The organism is Pseudomonas sp. E102 (assembly GCF_052660185.1).
Map to the genome: position 1 here is coordinate 2,577,966 of NZ_CP084025.1, position 16,536 is coordinate 2,594,501.

Sequence of the window (16,536 nt, forward strand, 5' to 3'; positions counted from 1 at the left end):
CGGGCACTGCAAGCTGGGTACTGACTCAAGAATACAGTGGGACGGTATTCTGCGGCTTCCCTCCCCGCTTCAAACGTCACGGCTGATCGCTAAGGATCACCCTGTGGCTGAAAAGCGAAGGAAAGGACGCTGTTTAATGGGGAATCCAGGTATTCCCCCTACATGAAGACACCACCCTGTGCTTATTTCGCGAAGACGGCAGAGGTGGCGCCGCTTGACGTCTGCCTGCTCGGCCCCTGGATCAACCACCACGTCGCATCGTGGTGATCAATCACTACGGGAGCAAGGTGCTTAGTCCCTCAATGTGAAGAAACCATATCGACCGTTGTTCCGATTTTTCGTGAAATGCTGGTAATTGAGCATCGGGATCACAGACGGATCCGGCTCTTTGTTCTCGAAGATGATGATCTGCGAGTCCCTAAAGCTATCTGCAATGTCTCGATAGAATCCATAAATCAGGTCGCCGGTGATGGCATCGGCCTCATCTTCAGGCTGGTCATCCCCTTCCTTGTAGGTAGTCAGCGGCGAGTCCAACACGACGAAACCAGGATGGCGTCCTGAAAGCTTTAGCAAGTTCATCAAGCCCAGCACGAATGCAGAGAAGGCGACGGCGCGATAGCCCTTCCCGAAATTACCACGGGCGCTGCCACCGATAGTGATGTCTCTTGCCTTGAAATCGAAGTCGACTGGGAGGTAGCCAGGGAAACCCCAGCGTTCCAAGATAGACTGAATTTCCGCCACCAAAGGTGTCACAGCCTCTTCAAAGCTTTCTGCTGTGTAGCCTGCTTGCTCTTCGAGCAGTAAAGCCCCTAGCCGTTTCAGTTCGTCGCTGAGCTTGGCTTTATCAGCGACTCGTTGATCCATGGTGGAAAGGTCGAATCTGATACTCGATGAGAGCTCTTTGAGGTCGCTGACTGCCTGCACTGACTCTTCAAGCTGTGCGGCGATCTGCTTCTCCAGCACGCCAATGGCTGCCTTGATCGACAGCGCACTGGAGGTATTTTTCTCGATGGCGGCTGATAAGGCGCCTTGGGCTTCCCCAAGCTCTTGGATGTTCTGGGAGATACGGTTCAGCTCAAAGGTAACGCCCTTCTTGATGTCTTCGACATTGGCCGTGCAAGACTCAGAGTCGAAGTGATTGCCACAGGTTGGGCAAAGCATTGAGTCGGATGCATCCAGAAGAACCGCTGCCTGTTCGATCCCGAGAAGGCGCTGGCGGTCAGATTCATACTTTTTGCCAAGCATGTCGAATCGACCAAGAAGGGCTTTGTCTTCAGCTATCTTGACGTCGACGAGCTCCAGTTCGGAGGTATTGAGGGCCTTTTGCTGAAATAGGCCTTCACTCGACTGGAACGCGCTTTTCAGATCTGCCTCTGCCTGCTCCAACCGGCCGGTGACCTGATGGTTAAACGAATTCAACTTCTGGAGCTGAAGGAGTTGGGCGAAATCCTCGCCTGGGTAAAACTTGCTGATGATTTCTTCGACAGCCGTGACCTTATGTTTCAGGGCTCCTTTTGACTCCAAGTCTTTTTTGGCTGACTTAACTGCTGAATCATCCCGACCTGTTAGTAGCAGCTTCAAAATCGAGTTTTCTTTGGTCTTTTCCATGACCTGGCCAGTACCCAATGGAGAGTATTCGGCGACAATCCTCGACTCATCGATCAGAAAAACTTTCTCAAGGTCACGAAGAGAGAAAGCGCCGCTTCTCAGCGATTCAGAGCCCACAAGCAACAGCTTCCCATCAAGTCCCAGCTTGTCCAGAAAATGACTAGAGAGCGTCGATTTGTGATTGGCACTGTGCTTGGTGCCCAGGACTGAAACCTTGCCCTGTTCGTCAATCAGTGTCGCTTTAGAGTTTTCTGCAAGCGGCCTTTCGATGGTGAACGTGCTTCCGTCGTCGTTCTCGAATTTCACACTAACCGTGGTGTAGCCTTTTGAGACCTCTATCGGTTTTGGGGGCTTCGACGACCCGAGCGCAAACTTAATACATTGAACGATGTAGGACTTTCCGGTGTCAGATCCGCCCTGTACAACGTTGGCGCCTTTAGTGAAGTAAACTGCAGCGTCTGGAAGATCAGGGCCGCTAACGATAACACTCTCAATGAACATTAGATTGCCCTGTCAACTTTGTAGATGGTGCGGCGCTGGGTGCTGAGATAGTCAATATTGTTACTCACCCATGAAACACGCCGCCGAAAATCTGTATGGTACTCAGTGGATAGCTTTTCCGCGAACTCGCGCCCCGCTGGTGTAATGCCATAGCGTACCCCCTGCTCATTCACTTTGGAGGTGATCATTCCTTTTGAAGTGAAAAGCTTCATAGCGCCCGGGAACACCTCTCGTCTGCGGACAAGCTCGGCAAGACGGTTCATAAGCATAGGGTGCAAGCTCGGGCCGCCCTGGAAATCATCGCTATAAATCGCCGCGTAATCCAGAAATATAATTTCGTCTAAATCGATCTCGCAATCAAGTCCAGCAAGCAGGATTGCGATTCTTGCCCCACTCTCTACGGGGCTATTAAACAAATCCTTCGAGTTCATAACCTATCCCTTGATCCACTTAAATTTCTGATCATTCACTAGCTGGTGACACAGGCCTTTCCGATCGGAAGCCTGAATGTAATGGAACAATGGATGAGCGCTGTAGGGAAGATTAGCGGCCTGTGTACTCACAGCGAGGAACCTATCATAACCGTTATCGTGCTTTTGACGGATAACACTGTGAATACCTTCGTGGCATTCGTCTTTGAGATCTTCATAGCACCTAGTAGGAAATGCGTCGCGAGAGAATATTTCTAGGGACTCAGCGCTGAAAAAATTGATTCGTGCTCGATCTAGGTCTTCTTTGTATCCAGTGGTCTTAATATCTGCCAATGAATACTTGACGCCCTTCTCATCGGAAAATGCGTCTAAAAGGGCTTCAATGTAGATTCTTTCATTGTCGCCGATCGCTTCCGGGGCGGACTTCTTAACCAGAGGGCGCTTTAAATGGTAAGTCCCAAAACGCATCGAGTGATAAGGCGTTTTGGAGTGTCTCTCCACGAGGTCAAGTGAGGACATTTCATCGACAAACGAGAAATCAATTTCGTTGACATAGTTCAGCAGCTCCCCCTCTAGCGGGATGGACTGAGTCTTCGTGATTTTGTCTCGGCAAGATTTATCCCATCGACTGATGAGCTCTACTTTTATGCGGGATTTGTTGGCTAACATATCAATACAGTCAGAGCTGCAGCCCTTCGGCGTTACGAAGCGATACTCACGTGGAAGCGTGTAATCGCCTTTCCAGCTGTAGTAGACTAACTTGCCAAGCTCCGCGACAACATCGGCGACGTTTAGTTTTTCGCCATAATGTTTGCATTGGTAGTTATCCCAGCCATTCGAAAATCGACCGATGATGTCACGGCCTTTGTCCCCCGCGCCAGCGCAGCGTGTAACAACCTCATAGTCCTTGCCTAGGTGGTAAACCAGCTCTAAGGTGAAAACCTCCCACTCGTCTGCTGACATAATCATTAGACGATCTAAGGGTTGAATTGGTTGTCCCTTCTGAGCGTCGAGAGCTGTTGGCATGAACTCCGGCTCCAGTGGGAGCTCGATGGAATTTTCACCTATAGACATTGGCTATATTCCTTCCCAAGTATTCTAGAGCCCACGAAATAGGTAAGAAAATTCATATTCCTAGTTCGCGCTCAAATTGGACACCCTTTATGCGATTCGGCATGCCACTGATAATCTTTTTTGGGTTATTCCTTAACGCTTCAGAGAGTTGCTTCAGGAGGTGCTGATTAAACTCCATATTCTCTGAGAGCTCACCAATTACAACATCTGGATAAACATCAGTTTCCTCCAGCACCATCGTCAACGCAGCACGTGCTGCACCGATAGGCTTATCCTTCACATATTCGACTAAATCAGCGGGGTGAAAGGCATATTCCTGTTGACGCTCACTCATGCAGATGTTCCTAAGAGGCTAAGAAGAAATTTTTCTCATGAATTCCAGGCGCAACGAAGCCACCCTGAGTGTCTCACTCGGGGTGAACCCATTGGTAAGCTGTATCGAAAATTGATGGTTCCGCTGATCCATGCTGAGGCTCCAGCCGTGCCCTGCTTTCGAGAGGATGAATCCTCGCCGCGTCCTTGTTTGATGGCGCAATAATATCGCTTTCTTCAGATTTGGGGAACCTGGATCGTTATCAGCCAGTGTTGGTGAATGGAGCACATAAGTACTCCTACCCAGTTCAGTCTATTCCTTCATCGAACCATCCCAGGTGGCTAGGTAGTCCTAGATTGAATTGGAGGGACTGGTACGCCCCGAACATTGAAAAGATCTAGCTCAAATCAGTGGAGTAGTTGGCAGCGTCCGGAGCTTCATGGCTACAAGCAGGGCGAGCAATAGGAATAACCTCGATCGCAAAGCGACTCTGTCGGAATTACACTATGGTCATTAATTCTTGCAGAGCGGCTGCGCCAGGCGCGTCACGTGACAGTCTTCACCGGCGCCGGCGTTTCCGCTGAGATCGGCATTCCTACCTTTCGCGATGCGTTAACAGGGCTGTGGGAGCGATTCGACCCGGCCCAATTGGCGACAGCGGAGGCGTACCGAGCAGCCCCTAGCCTGTGCTGGGGCTGGTATGAATGGCGTAGATCAAAAGTGCTTCAGGCCACATCGAATGCGGCACACCCGGCTATCGCCAAGCTTGCGGATTACGTTCCAAAGCTGACCATCGTGACTCAGAACGTCGATGACCTTCATGAGCGAGCCGGAAGTGCGGGTGTCATTCACTTTCATGGAAGACTGCAAGCACCGCGATGTCTCGACTGCGGCGCTGCATACGAGTTGACTCTGGCCGTCCAAGACCTGTCCGAGAATGGCCAGCGCCTCGATCCCCCAAGGTGCGAAGGGTGTAACGGCCTCATTCGCCCTGGTGTTGTGTGGTTTGGCGAGATGCTTCCTGAGCGTGCCTGGAATGCTGGACTTGCAGCAGCAGAGGACTGTGATCTGTTCCTATCGATAGGGACTTCTGGCATGGTCTTCCCCGCGGCAGAGCTGCCGCTCCGCGCATTGGGTAAGGGGGCGACGGTGGTGCACATCAATTCGGTACCGTTGGAGGTCAGTGCGGATGAGCATTTCCTGCAAGGGCCGGCCACCCAGATGATGCAGTCTTTGATCACTGCGGCGTTTGAATGATCGAAAAAGACTGCGTCGCGTAGCTGAGATTCTGGACTGCATGTAAGCACTCAACCCGCATCCCTTTCAGAACACATCCGGAGCTGGAGTTTGCTCTGCGGGCGCAAGGAGTTGAGCGAGTAGCTGCAGCTTGCCCAGCAACTCATCAAACGTCACCACCTCCACATCCTTACAGGCATTGCGGAACAGCTCGAAGCTGTGACGGCGACTCTCCTCGGTGGGTTTGGTGCCAGCAATCACGACGCACCTGGCGGTGTCTGGATGCAGATCGCGCATAGCCTTATCTTGCAGGTGTGAGAGCCAATTCGAGCGCATGAGGCCCTGTTGATGCAGCACCTGAGTGATGGCGCCGCTGAGCTGCAAATGCGGCCCGTAAACGTCCTGGTTGCGGTATGGCCTGCTTTGCATGAGAGGCGTTGAGGGCTTTTTGATTTCCACAATCGCCAGTTCACGGCCTTGCGCAAATAGCAAGTCACCAATGTGAGCGCCAGCACCGTGAATCATGGATCCCCGGGCGTGAAATTGCGTGTGCAAAAGCGAAACAGGGCGTGCGAACACCATGCTCAAGATGAACATGTTGTCTTCAAAGAAACGCTGCCAGTGGCTCTCGGGCAATTCTTCCCCAAGCATTTGCTGATACCGTTCGATCATCTTGGCCAGGGTTACCCGCTCAATTTCGGCATGCAGCTCATACAGCTCCCGAGGCGCCTCTTGCGCCAGCAATCCTACGCTGGTCTTGACCTGGTTGAGCTGGCTTCGTCGTGCCTGCCTGGCAGCGTACGTCACAGCGTTTCTAACCGTCTTGGCTCCTTTGCTCGGTGATTCGATACGCTGACCGGTGAAGATCAGATTAGGGACAAGGCCAGGGAAGACCTCCCGCATGACCCAGTGCAGCTGAGCCGAGGTTTCACTTCTGCGCTTTGCCCTGGAGATCCTCATGCACGCCCTTCGGCACTGATCGACCTCGGCCTCCCGCACAAACACGGCCCCCCCTTCCTCGGATGTGTCCCCATCACTGCAAATAACGAGGGTGTGGGCGTTGGGAATCAACCTCATGCCCCTCCACAATGGAGCTAGTTGCTTTACTAGTCCTAAGCCTTCATCACATGAGTTGAACAGCTTGCCAGGGAGGTTGAGATCGATATAAAGCAGAGCATCCTCAGTGTTGTCTGGTACATCATGTACAAGACGGGTCTCATACATGATGCATGGTACGTTGCCGTGTTTGGGGCTTCGGTAGCGCTGGGTATGCGGATTCGTGTAAATCGGGTACATGGTGATCCAGCCAGGATCAATTGAGGCCAACAGATGCCATTGCTCCTCTGGCAGGGATTGCCATGATCCTGTTTCAACCTGCTCAAAAACTTGGAGATAGAGGTTGGCCGAGAAACCATTCTCGTTGGGGCCTCGGGCGAGATAGAAGGAGGGAGTCAGGACATCATCATCAGTCCAAGGGGTGTCGTGCTGCTGCTCACCGTCCGCCATTGTTATCTCCTCATGTTACTGCCTGAAAGGATCGTACCCTCTGGGTTGATCTCTTGCTTCGAAACGCTGGAGTACACTTGTACTCCTTCTGTTATCTGGCCTAAGCTTTCGAAACCATTCCTTCCTGAGTGGCAGTCGCTCCGACTACGGGAGTTCAAACCCGAGTTGTGCCAGCACTTCCCACTCCTTGGGTTTTAGTTTTTTCACAGCCCAGAACAATCTGTGCTGTGGCCGCGAACTGGCAACGTAGGCGAACCGCGCGGCCTCCGTACGGCGATCGCGCAACCAGTCACGCCAATGCGAGAGATGAACGCCTGGCCGCTGTGATGAAACGAGAACCGTGACATCGTGAGTTTCGCCTTTCACCTGGTGGATGGTCTCGTAACGTAGGCTATCCGGGCGGTACTCCTGGCGGTCGTGACTCAGAAGGCGAACTGAGACCCGGTTTTGTCCCTCTCCGGCCCGGGCACTTATGGTCAGCTCACGTAGGCCTTCCAGATCCTCGCGAATCTCTGGGGGTACAAATGCCTGATCAGGTAACTGGCGCAGCGCAAGCTTGGCATTCCGTGCCCAGGCAGACCAAGTCATAGCCGGATCTGCTGATCCATTGGCAGCCATGAACTTGAGGCTTTCGTAGATGAACTGCCGCCACGCCAGCTTGGACTCCATTGCGACCGGGCAATGAGGCCCTGCCCGGCTTACCTGCATCTCCAGTTTACCGGTCAGCCATTTGGCGAACACCCGAAGGCTCTCCTTAATGTCCTTGAGTGAGCCGGTGCTGGCGCTAATGAACGCTACTGCGAGTACCTCGATACCTTCGAAGGCATCGCCCCTGCGTAAACGCTGTAGGGTGGTATGTCCCCGGGCAACCAGCACGACTTTCTGGTACTCCCGTGTTAAGTCGCGAATGGTGGGCAGAAGCTCCGACGGACATTGCTGGTATTCGAGAATTTGCGGGGGGACTGAGGCTATCTTAGGGTTACCCTTGATTCGGCCGATCCCAAGTAGGTTACTGCACAAGTCAACGATCGCCTGCCCGCTTCGCCAATTCGCCGTCAATTCGTAGGGTTTGAAGTCGAGCTTGGCCATCAGCTTCTCGACCCTTTCCGGGTTTGATCTCCGAAAGCCATAAATCGACTGATTGAGATCCCCAACAAAATGAAATTTGACCCCACGATCGTGGAGCTTTTCGACCATTCTGAGCTGCTCTTCTGAGAGATCCTGGCACTCATCCACTATCACCAACGGTAATCGGCGGGCCAGCCGGGTGAAGTAGGCGTCGTACTTCGCCTCCCTCAGTGCCATGAGGGCGAGCATGTCGATATCACCGTAGGTTGCGAAGCCAGCCTCCCATAGCCTTTTCTTAGTAGCTATGAGGTCTTGCCGAGTAGCTTCGTCGATGATGGCGCCATTAAGCTGCTGATCCAGTGACCGGTCGCCGGTTGAAAAAACGAACCGAGCTGAATCTAGGTCATAATTAAACCGGCACGCTGGAATTCGTCGACCGCAGATGGGGTTGCGTGTAGGGATAATCTTCGCTGACTTTTCAAGAATACGGATCCGGTAATCCCCATCCTTCCCTTTGTAGCCCGTCAGGTCATGTGCGATCTTCCCCACGAGCCTGGTGAACACAAAGCTGTCAAAAGTAGAAATGCTGTGCGGATAGCCAATGGGCCCGCGTAAGTGCTTGTGTGCCCTGGCCTTGAGCTCGTCCGTTGCACTGTTCGAAAAGGTCAGCACTGCGATACCCGAGGGGAAGTGGCACCATTCGTCCACGATCTTGGACACCATGGCTGCAACAACCTCGGTCTTACCACTACCAGGGCAGGCTTTCAGGTAAACGTGTCGATCGAGAGGGGCGTCGAGGTAGTCCAGCTGCTCCCGCGTGAAATCCAATTCATCAGCATGCCCATCATCAATCACAGTCATTGCTCTGGCCTTTCCGGCAGGCCGCAAGCCCAGAGGACAGCTTGGCGAATGTAATCCGGTACTACGAACTCGCCTTCGAGGGTTTCAAGCTTGTCGGCAAAGGCTTGCGCGTAGACACCCTTGCCGATTTCGTCCGTGTCAATCCGACCCAGTAGCGCGTGCGCATACGGTGCTTTCGTTTCTGGCTTCATTGATTTGAAATCAAGTTCGGCGTCACTGTTGAGCGCCCTGACCACTGGCCCGTCCGCAACCGGCCACAGGTTGGCTGCAACGGGCATCATCCATTGGAGGTTGTTGCCCTCCAGGGCAATGTCGTACTCAAACGTTTTGTATTTACCGGCAAACAGACGGCCGAATTCGGACTCGTTGATGACGGCTTGGAGCCCTAGCGCAGGATTCTCACCGAGCTGGTAGTCATCGGCATGAGGCTGGTAGGGCACATCCTTTTTCCCACCTTTGCCATCATCGATGGACACAATGGATTTGGGAGGATCATTGTCTGTCAGTCCGGCACACCTAATTGGCACGTTCTCGCCAGGCTGCTCACCAGTGACGTCACAGAAGAGCTGCATGAAATGCTTGAAATAGATGCCGCCGAGGTTGATCACGGAGACACCGTAATCGTCCAGTGAGTCCTTGCCTTCGCCGTATTGGCGCAGAACGAAGCGTGCCAGCTCTGGCACGACAATCGCCTCTGCAATGCCCTCAACCAGAATCGCGCCTTTGGAGAACAGCAGATTCGACTTGGTTGCATCCAGCCACCGATCGACAAAGCGCCGACTGGGGTCGGGCAGGCCACAGCCCTGCAGCGACACTGCCCGAGGTCTGCCCTCGTTGGAAATGTGGAGTATGTGATTGACGGAGACGGCGGCCGAAAGCACGGTCGAATGGGTGGTGATTATGACCTGGATGCTCCGTCTCTCTGCGACGGTTTTGAGATGTCGAAGCAGACGCAGTTGGAGCTGCGGATGCAAATGTGCCTCCGGCTCCTCGATCAGTAGCAGCCGCAGGAAAGTCTTTTCGCCCTGCCCCTCGTCCTCTTCAAGGATCAGCTCTGCCAGAATCGATGCGATGTACAGGAGGTTGTTGTAGCCGAGGCTGTTTTCCTCAAGCGAGCGGAACTGTGCAGGATCCACATGAGTGAGATCCGGGAAGTAGAGCAGCCGCAACCCTTCCACGATCCGCGAGAAGCTCACCTCCGAGAACTGTATTGCCGTTCCTTGGGACAGGTGCAGGCCCAAGGCAGCCTTCAGGCTTTCCCCGATGCGCTGGTTGGCAAGTTTGATGGCAAATTCGTCGCTCTCAGCAAGCTCACGGTTGAACTCCTCTACTCGCTTTTCCAGGGGGTGAAGTTCTTGCGATTTGCGGGCAGCGTCCAGATCCTTGCGACACAGGGCTTTGAGCAGGCGAGCTAGCCTGGAATGTCTCCCCTCTCTCAGCTTGGTTTCAGCGTCACGCAGCGGTGGTAGGTAGATACAGTGTATGAGGTCAAGCGTCTCGGTTTGTAGGGGGTTGGTGTATTCGTGACCACCGTACGAGTGATGCTTGAAACGCCCCCTGGACTCCTGGTTCCGGGCTTCGAATGTCAGCTTCGCTTCGTCGTGGTGTCCACACCAATCCTCGAAAGCCACCGCATCATTCGCATCCAGATCGCTAAAAGTGGCCTGGATGTGGATTTGCTCTGATGCGACAGCGCCGGCGCCAAAGCCGCGATGGAAGTCACGCTCACTGATCATCCGTTTGCCAGACTCAGAGTCGTTGAACAGCTGCCGTATGGCGCTGATAACGCCTGTTTTCCCTGCTCCGTTTTCGCCAACGAGGACATTCAAGCCGTCATTGAACTCGATGGTGAAAGGCTCACCGAAACATTTGAAACCGCTGACGTCTAGCCTACGCAGGTACATGTGAGTCCTTTCAGAGTGGGTCGTCTCATGGCAGAGATTGTTGAATCGCCTGAGATATTGGAAGCAATTTAGCCTAGTTTCCTCAGCTCGGGAACGCTTCGATGACCCACCATGCCAGTGGATAACGAGGTTCTAACTCTTGGGTCGCAGGGGCGATATCACCTCAAATGATTGTCGGGCCGCTAAGCCGCGAAAACCCTAACCGTTTCGGTAGTTAGATCTGCGCATGTTGAGCCAGGGGACTTGCATGGCGTCGGTTAACCAGGTGCAATCGATAATTCAGAGGTGCGAAACTGGTCTGATCCGGAGCACCGCTTGTGAACGTGGTTGGTCAGTCCGCACTGGCCAACCTACCCGCGCTCAGGCGTGGGTTGCGACTGTCTTTTGAATCAGGCGGAGATATGCTCCGCTGTCTATACCTGCCCCTATGGATTCGCCACCATGAAGTCATTTATAGATCGCAACCCGAAGGAAAAAGCTGTGGAGGAAGCATTCGCGGTCTTGGCGCGCAACGGCTATGAGAGCGAGCGTCCGGATCCAGCAGACAACGTGTTCGTGGTCGCCGAGCAATTGAAGCGCGAGCAGGATCAAGTCAAGGCTTCACCCTCCGTACCTGAATCACCTTGAGGTTTTTCGGGGCGTGCGAGGTTCTTAGACAAATACCTCAGCACCATCCAGTGATCGCACCCTGCCCCCTCCGCGTGACCTAGCGCCCTCCTACGGTCACAGCTCACACCTGATTGAACGCCCCTCGCGCAGCCTCCCCTCCCAACCCGGCAGCCTCGCAATCCATCACCCATCCCTACCCATCAGAATCGCCCCCTTATGCCCCTCTAAAGCTCTCCTGATGAAACCAGGCACTAGTTTTCGTAGTGTGCCACGTTTACAGTTACTACTTTCCAGGCAGCCATCTCGCCCCGCCTCAAGCGCTCCAGCAGCTAACAATTGCTAAAGCAGCTTTCAGCGAATCCGCATGGTTCTGTGAACTTACTATTCTTCACTGCACACGGAGAGTTGACAGTGACTGCACACGTGATCATTTCAAACCAAGAGCGACAGGCAGATTCATCCCTAGAACTACTATTTTCCGGTTCAACTTCGATTCCATTCCCGAATCAACTAAACTCACTGGCCCTTCTAGACCCGCGACACCCTGCAGTCGATGAAAGCCTGCAGAAGCAAATTCTACATGCCAGGTATCACAAGCAACTGATTGCCGACGGCATTGAAACTGGGCACTTCACTCCAATAGGCAACGATCTCATAACATTCCGTACCAAGCTCCCGCTTCACTCCTTTGCCGGCTTCATCTTCGAGGCCTACACTGTAAACACCTTCAACAACAACATGAGAACCATTGGCAGAAAAGCGTTCTCATGGTGCACCAATCGGGAAAAGTGCAAAGATTCGTACATCGACCAATTCAAAGTAATTGGCACCGGCTTTGTTACAACCCAAAGCCAATACCCAAATTTTTACGCACCCCAGAATAGCTTCGACCTTATATTTATAAGAAGAAACAATAGAGCAGACGTAGACGAACCTGCCACATTCATGGGCACGACTAACACAGCTGGAATCCAGATAAAGGCCATTACCGGCGCAGAAGAAACCGAGATCATCCAGCCCCTATTATCTGGAAAGTACTGCCACGTACTAACAGTCCTTCGCCACGCCGATGGTGTTCACAGCCATTCACGCTGCATGGACATAATCAAAACGATGTACAGCAGAGGAACCATTCAGTTACATCAAAAAGACCATCTTGAATCTCGGATCGCCTGCCCCGAAATGTTTGGTATCGACCAGCGGAACATTGACGACTATTACCAGTATGTTAGCTATTGGTATAGCGGACACGCGCAACCGGATCAGTTTATTCGTCAAGGTGTTGGCTTAGAAGTCAAAGGCTATAAATACCTTAATGGCCTGCTTGTACCTGACAACTGAAATATCATGAGGCGCCGCCCATCCGAGCCCCTGCACATGCCCCGTCAATTGGAGTGCTCCCAGACAGAATGCTAGAGCCACAACAGACAGCTGGCGTCCTTGAGCTACATCCTAAACTCCCTGGCCATGGTGCTGACGACATAAGGATGTGCTGTGGGTTGATTGTCGACGTCCAAATCGAAGCGAGCTGCCTGGTAATCCGGCTCAAACGCCACGGGATGCTTCGCTGAAGTTCGCTCTGACTGGAATGTACGAGCCTGTGCCGGGAATTCGTAAACCACTTTGACAAGACTCCGCTCGTGCGGCCGGCAGATTCCAGTAGCCATTGGTGCTAGCGACGGTGCCCACATAGAGGACGACGATGCCGTAATCACGCAGATGGCGCTTGCCCTTTGGGAGCGGCGGGAAGTCCATCAGCGTCAGCAGGACAGGCAGCACATCCTGAACACCCATATCTCGGTACCGCCAGATGCCGTGTCGATCAGCGTATCGGAGAACGGAGACGAAATCGAAGACCGAGGCGTAAGCTTGAATGACCGTGGCTATGGCCTACCCAGACAAAGGGCAATCCCAACAAGCACATCGTCGTCCACAATACTGCGCTCCTGGCTTTGGATGCATGGTTCACAAGCGCCAAGGAGTATCTGAGCCATCAAGGAATGGGTCAGGACCAGCGCTATCCCGACAGTGCATTCAAGCTCTACCCGTGATTTGGATGCGGGATGCTGTGTGTGGCGTCCCGCTCCATTTCCTAGCGCTGGCCGGTTGGGTTTTCAGGCCCGCAGTAACATCAGGTCATGGCGACGGACTGACCATACGAGTTTCGTTCGTCGTTGTACGCGGTGCATAGCACGTGGATCACCTCAGCAGTGTCATCCACTCTCCACTCATAAATTAACGGTGAGCACAGCATCTCGGCCACCAAGGGCACCCCGGATCAACACTTCTAAATCAATTGTCAGCGTTGAACCAGAGAAACTTGTCGAATACACGTTCTTGGAACCAGAGTGACGAAACGACGTCTGAGACCTCCTGCTCGTCTTCGTCATGCGCCATCGAGTAATCCAGAACATTCACAAGCCCGGAACACGCGTGGTCTATCTCTGCCCTATGATCTACGAATGCGCAGAGCCACTGTTGTCGATATCTGGTGTAGTCGTTTGCAGGCACCTTGTACCCATTTTTGTTAAGCCATTTTCTTGCCCGAGAATCGAAAATCACCACGGGACTTTTATGGCGTAACCAAAGGAATTTCGATGCCGCTGAAATCGCGTTTTTACCGTAACGGCTCTCAAACTCCGAAGCCAGGCGATCCACCGTTTGGCACACATTCTTCTCAGTCAACGCACCTCGCCTAGCACTAACCAGGTCAAGTGCGGCCTGGAGTCGGCTCTCGGACGCGTCAATGGGGAAGTTTCGAGTGACCTTGTAGTACTTTGCAGCGTGGTGGAAGGCATCCAAGCTATCCTTGTCGTCGTTAGAAAATATGCGCTCCGAGAATGGCTTATCCCAAAACTGCCAGTCATTCAGGTACATAAGTGCAAAATACTTGAAATTTTCCAATACGTTCTCTCACATCATAATTTGGTTGATAGACGTGGCGCAGCAGCTGCAGACGGGATTAACTTCTCTCAAGCGATTCGCCCCTGAGTCATGCATTCGTAGCAGATAGATCACCCGTCTGGAGTATTTCAGAAACGTCGAGTGAGTTCATCATCCTGAGAAACCTCTGAGATTCATGAGTATGACAGCCACTAACAGCCCCCAACCCTATACCGGCCAGGCGATCATCTACCTTGATCAGAACGTGCTCGACATGGCAGTCAAAGGTTATGACCCAGAGTTCTTCACGTCCCTATCCGAGCCTTTTCAGATCATCTACTCCGACGACACACTTCGTGAAATCAAGCGCAGCAATAAACCTGAAAAATTTCTAGCGGCACTGGGTACGCTCAATGCACTGCACTTCAGGTACCAGCTGGACGATCGTTTCGAGCCTACCGGAGAGATGATCCTCCATGCCCTACACCCCGCCGAAGCCTACGCCAATTATCTGCAGGTTGAGCCGGTCTACGACATCATGCTGGCCGCATCCCACCAGACCACATTGAAGCTTTACGGGGGCCGGGCCGAGTCAGCGTTTGCAGATATCGCCTCCGAGCAGGTCAAGGCATTCTGTCAGTACCGATGCAAAACTGACCCACCCTACCGGTTGAAAACTGACCCACTTGGGCAAAATGCAGCTTTTGCGAGCTGCCCATGCTGTCCAAGGAGCAACACGTGGAAATCAGTGTTCTTGTTCGTCAGGGTTTATCTATTCGAGCTATTGCTCGGCAGATGGGCTGCTCACGCAATACCATTCGACGCCACCTCAAACTACAAGCCCAGCGCCAACCCGTGGTCTACGGCCCGCGCGCGGAGCGCGTGGGCAAGCTTGCGCCTTTCGAGGCCTTTCTGCGTCAGCGCGTAGAAGCAGCTCGGCCGCACTGGATCCCTGCGATTGTTCTGCTCAGGGAGATCCGAGAGCAGGGCTACACGGGCGGTTACTCCATTCTCACCAGCTTTCTGCTGACCTTTAAATCCAAGGTTGACGAGCCCGTTGTGCGCTTTGAAACAGAACCTGGCGAACAGATGCAGGCAGATTTCACGATCATTCGACGTGGCCGCGATCCGTTGCTGGCATTTGTCGCAACGCTGGGTTGGAGTCGCGCCACTTACGTTGTTTTCTCGCGACGGGAAGACTCCGCAGCTTGGTGCGCTGGCATTGAAAAAGCCCTGCATTTCTTCGGCGGCACGCCACGCAAAGTGTTGTTCGACAACGCCAAGACCATCATCCAAGAGCGCGATGTCTATGGCCCTGGCGAGCACCGTTGGAATCCGGCTCTGTTGAGCTTGGCAGAACGCTATGGCTTTACGCCAAAGGTCTGCCGGCCCTATCGAGCGCAAACCAAGGGCAAGGTTGAGCGCTTCAACCACTACCTGAAAAACAGTTTCGTCGTGCCGCTGGCAGCGACACTTAATCAGGTTGGTTTGGTGCTGGATGTCGAAGTCGCGAACAGCAAAATCGGCCCTTGGCTGATCGATATCGCCAATGCCCGAACTCACGCTACGACCGGTGAAATCCCTCAGCATCGCCTGGATAAAGAGGTGCGCTATTTGCTGCCGCTGCCAGCGCTTCAAGGCGTTCCGAGCGCTCTGATACAAGCCATTCAGCCCATACCGGTGGAGAGCCTGCAACATCCACTGTCGGTCTACCAAGCCCTGCTTGAGGTGCGAGCATGAGCCTTCAACACCTGCGCATTGAAGCGCTCTGTCAACAGTTCAAACTTGATACCTTCGCCACGGACTGGCCCGCTCTGGCGCAGCGAGCAGCCGAAAAAGAAACGAGTTACGCCGACTTCCTGGAACAACTTCTGTTGGGTGAAGATCGCGCCAGAAACGAACGGCGACGACAGACACTGCTGCACTTGTCCGGGCTGCCGGCTGTAAAAACCGTTGAGCAATACGACTTCAAATTCGCCAGCGGAGCGCCGCAAAGTCAGATCCTTGAACTGGCCGGACTGGCCTTTATCGAGCGTAAGGAAAACGTGGTGCTGCTGGGGCCGTCCGGCGTTGGCAAAACGCACTTGGCCAGCGCGCTAGCTCACCGGGCGATCATGGCGGGCATCTCGACAAAGTTCATCACCGCCGCCGATCTGACATTGCAACTGGTCGCCGCGCATCACCAAGGGCGCTTGGCTCAGTATTTCAGTCGAGTGGTGCAGCGCTCGAAATTGCTGGTGATCGATGAAATAGGCTACCTGCCTTTTGGCCGTGACGAAGCAAATCTGTTCTTCAACGTCATCGCCAAACGCTACGAACATGGCAGCATCGTGCTGACCAGCAATTTGCCGTTTAGCCAGTGGGCAATGACCTTTGCGGATGACTCGACACTGACCGCCGCGCTATTGGATCGGCTTCTGCATCATGCGCATATCGTTCAGGTCAGCGGGCAAAGTTACCGGTTGAAGGACAAGCTGAAATCTGGCCAGGTGGTACCGCGAGAGACGGCTTCGCCGAAGCTATAAACAGACTTTAAATACCG

The 16,536-nt window shown here is 53.4% G+C and carries 14 protein-coding genes; 5 read left to right on the plus strand and 9 right to left on the minus strand.

The window, feature by feature from the left end:
• Window positions 1–291: 291 nt before the first annotated feature.
• From DOCECA_RS11455 to DOCECA_RS11470, 4 genes are read right to left on the minus strand one after another with little or no spacing between them, the layout of a single operon-like run.
• The gene (locus DOCECA_RS11455; protein ID WP_445572003.1) at window positions 292–2,109 is read right to left on the minus strand and encodes a hypothetical protein; all 1,818 of its coding nucleotides are present in this window, start codon (window positions 2,107–2,109) and stop codon (window positions 292–294) included.
• Complete coding sequence (locus tag DOCECA_RS11460; RefSeq protein WP_445572004.1) at window positions 2,109–2,540, minus strand: ABC-three component system middle component 2; 432 nt, start codon at window positions 2,538–2,540, stop codon at window positions 2,109–2,111. The genes DOCECA_RS11455 and DOCECA_RS11460 overlap by 1 nt, the downstream gene beginning before the upstream one ends.
• A gap of 3 nt (window positions 2,541–2,543) precedes the next feature.
• Window positions 2,544–3,614, minus strand: coding sequence for an ABC-three component system protein (locus DOCECA_RS11465; protein WP_445572005.1), 1,071 nt, complete (start codon window positions 3,612–3,614; stop codon window positions 2,544–2,546).
• A gap of 52 nt (window positions 3,615–3,666) precedes the next feature.
• Entirely contained in the window at window positions 3,667–3,948 is a 282-nt protein-coding gene (locus DOCECA_RS11470; protein ID WP_445572006.1) for a hypothetical protein, read from the minus strand.
• A gap of 528 nt (window positions 3,949–4,476) precedes the next feature.
• Here DOCECA_RS11470 and DOCECA_RS11475 point away from each other — a divergent pair.
• Complete coding sequence (locus tag DOCECA_RS11475) at window positions 4,477–5,184, plus strand: NAD-dependent protein deacylase (RefSeq protein WP_445572007.1); 708 nt, start codon at window positions 4,477–4,479, stop codon at window positions 5,182–5,184.
• A 66-nt stretch (window positions 5,185–5,250) separates the two neighbouring features.
• On the opposite strand, the gene DOCECA_RS11480 is transcribed toward DOCECA_RS11475, so the two are convergent.
• The 3 genes from DOCECA_RS11480 to DOCECA_RS11490 form a co-directional block, all read right to left on the minus strand.
• Complete coding sequence (locus tag DOCECA_RS11480) at window positions 5,251–6,669, minus strand: Shedu immune nuclease family protein (RefSeq protein WP_445572008.1); 1,419 nt, start codon at window positions 6,667–6,669, stop codon at window positions 5,251–5,253.
• A 144-nt stretch (window positions 6,670–6,813) separates the two neighbouring features.
• Window positions 6,814–8,565 carry a UvrD-helicase domain-containing protein gene (locus tag DOCECA_RS11485; RefSeq protein ID WP_445572161.1) on the minus strand — a complete coding sequence of 584 codons (1,752 nt, stop codon included), beginning with the start codon at window positions 8,563–8,565 and terminating at the stop codon, window positions 6,814–6,816.
• A 29-nt stretch (window positions 8,566–8,594) separates the two neighbouring features.
• Window positions 8,595–10,502, minus strand: a complete 1,908-nt coding sequence (locus DOCECA_RS11490) for an ATP-dependent nuclease (protein WP_445572009.1) — start codon at window positions 10,500–10,502, stop codon at window positions 8,595–8,597.
• A gap of 441 nt (window positions 10,503–10,943) precedes the next feature.
• On the opposite strand from DOCECA_RS11490, the gene DOCECA_RS11495 reads away from it, so the two are divergent.
• A complete protein-coding gene (locus DOCECA_RS11495; protein ID WP_445572010.1) occupies window positions 10,944–11,129 on the plus strand; it encodes a hypothetical protein in 186 nt (61 codons plus the stop codon).
• A gap of 393 nt (window positions 11,130–11,522) precedes the next feature.
• Window positions 11,523–12,452 (plus strand): hypothetical protein, encoded by a 930-nt coding sequence (locus tag DOCECA_RS11500; RefSeq protein WP_445572011.1) that lies wholly within the window; start codon window positions 11,523–11,525, stop codon window positions 12,450–12,452.
• 204 nt (window positions 12,453–12,656) lie between these two features.
• On the opposite strand, the gene DOCECA_RS11505 is transcribed toward DOCECA_RS11500, so the two are convergent.
• On the minus strand, window positions 12,657–12,905 hold the full coding sequence (locus DOCECA_RS11505) for a hypothetical protein (protein WP_445572012.1): 249 nt from the start codon (window positions 12,903–12,905) through the stop codon (window positions 12,657–12,659).
• A gap of 498 nt (window positions 12,906–13,403) precedes the next feature.
• Window positions 13,404–14,015 (minus strand): hypothetical protein, encoded by a 612-nt coding sequence (locus tag DOCECA_RS11510; protein WP_445572013.1) that lies wholly within the window; start codon window positions 14,013–14,015, stop codon window positions 13,404–13,406.
• Between the two features lie 696 nt (window positions 14,016–14,711).
• Between DOCECA_RS11510 and istA the strand changes: the two genes are divergently transcribed.
• Together istA and istB are read left to right on the plus strand one after the other, a co-directional pair.
• Window positions 14,712–15,734 carry an IS21 family transposase gene (istA, locus tag DOCECA_RS11515; RefSeq protein WP_445571824.1) on the plus strand — a complete coding sequence of 341 codons (1,023 nt, stop codon included), beginning with the start codon at window positions 14,712–14,714 and terminating at the stop codon, window positions 15,732–15,734.
• Window positions 15,731–16,519, plus strand: a complete 789-nt coding sequence (istB, locus tag DOCECA_RS11520; protein WP_445571823.1) for an IS21-like element helper ATPase IstB — start codon at window positions 15,731–15,733, stop codon at window positions 16,517–16,519. Before istA ends, istB begins: the two co-directional genes overlap by 4 nt.
• Window positions 16,520–16,536: the final 17 nt, after the last annotated feature.